Here is a 1445-nt window from a genome sequence, read left to right on the forward strand (position 1 = left end):
TGAAGTGAACCCAATAACTTGGACAAAATAAAAAAATGTCCAGAAAGTTATTGGGTTTTTTCTATGTCTAAATATTCAAATGAATTTAAATTAATAATCGTCAACGAATCGCTGGTTGGCCAAAATGGCCTGAAAAAGTTAGCGAAAAAATACAACATTCCTAGCTTTAGATCAATAGTTGAATGGCGCGATGAGTATCTCGTGACTGGTTCCATTGGCTCTAAAAGCCACAAATTCTATTCACCAGAATTTAAAATAACCGTGTTGAACTATCTTGAAACACACTCACAATCAGAGGCGTCACGTTATTTTGCCGTCTTTCCTAGCACAACAATCGCTAATTGGTTGAGAACGTATCGAAAATTCGGTTACAATGGGTTAAAACCTAAACCGAAAGGCAGACAACCGACTATGGGACGCAAACGCATTCATCCACTCACACCCGAACAACAAGAACTCGCTGACTTAAAGCAAGAGAATTATCAACTCAAGATGAAAGTGGCGATATTCGAAAAATTAAAAGCCTTAGTGGATCAACGAACCGAGAAAAACAAACGGCAGTAACGTCACTAAGGCGGACTAAATTTTTTAAGTTGGCTGACTTATTAGCGCTAATTGGCTTGAAACGGAGTACGTATTATTATTTAGAAGCTCATCCGCTCAATACGTCATCAGACAACAAAATAGCAGACGTAATCCGTCAAATTAAGTCACCCCAATTTCAAACCGAATATGGGTATCGTCGCGTGACAACGTTGTTGCACGACCAAGGTTACTTGGTTAACCACAAGCGCGTGCGCCGCATTATGCGTCAAAACGCACTTCTCAGCACAACGTATAACACACGTAAACACCGCTATAATTCCTATCGCGGCACAGTAGGCCGAATTGCCGAACGTGTCATTAAACGCGATTTTCAAGCTGACGCACCTTACCAAAAGATTGTCACAGACGTCACTGAAATTCAGTTGAACGATCATAATAAAGCTTATTTGACGGCGTTCGTCGATTTATATGCAGGTGAAGTCCTGTCGTATCATTTAGCCAAAACACCAACCATGGCGCTTGTCATGCGGCCATTAAAGTCTTTATCAAAACATCGTGGGGCTATTATTCATAGTGATCAGGGATTCCATTATCAGACACCGATGTTCATTAACACGTTGAAGGATTTCGGCATGACACAAAGCATGAGCCGTAAATCAACACCAGTCGACAATGCACCAATTGAGAGCTTTTTCCATATTTTGAAAGCCAATATCGTGCATCATAAACAGTACGAATCATTTCATGATTTCAAAGTGGTCGTTGACGACTTTATCAATTATTACAACAATCACCGTATCAAGCAAAAACTCAATGGTCTGTCGCCGATTCGATATCGGCAACTCACCACTGAGTCTGTTAATTAATTTTATTTTGTCCAACTATTGGGGTTCACTTCA

The 1445-nt window shown here is 40.2% G+C and carries 2 protein-coding genes; both read left to right on the forward strand.

Features of this window, described 5'->3' with window-relative positions; all coding sequences use genetic code 11:
- The first annotated feature begins 63 nt into the window (after positions 1-63).
- Positions 64-564 carry a helix-turn-helix domain-containing protein gene (locus JOD28_RS09705; RefSeq protein ID WP_150289833.1) on the forward strand — a complete coding sequence of 167 codons (501 nt, stop codon included), beginning with the start codon at positions 64-66 and terminating at the stop codon, positions 562-564.
- Positions 516-1412 carry an IS3 family transposase gene (locus JOD28_RS09710; RefSeq protein WP_259650407.1) on the forward strand — a complete coding sequence of 299 codons (897 nt, stop codon included), beginning with the start codon at positions 516-518 and terminating at the stop codon, positions 1410-1412. The genes JOD28_RS09705 and JOD28_RS09710 overlap by 49 nt, the downstream gene beginning before the upstream one ends.
- Positions 1413-1445: the final 33 nt, after the last annotated feature.

This window comes from Leuconostoc rapi (assembly GCF_016908715.1).
Lineage (GTDB): Bacteria > Bacillota > Bacilli > Lactobacillales > Lactobacillaceae > Leuconostoc > Leuconostoc rapi.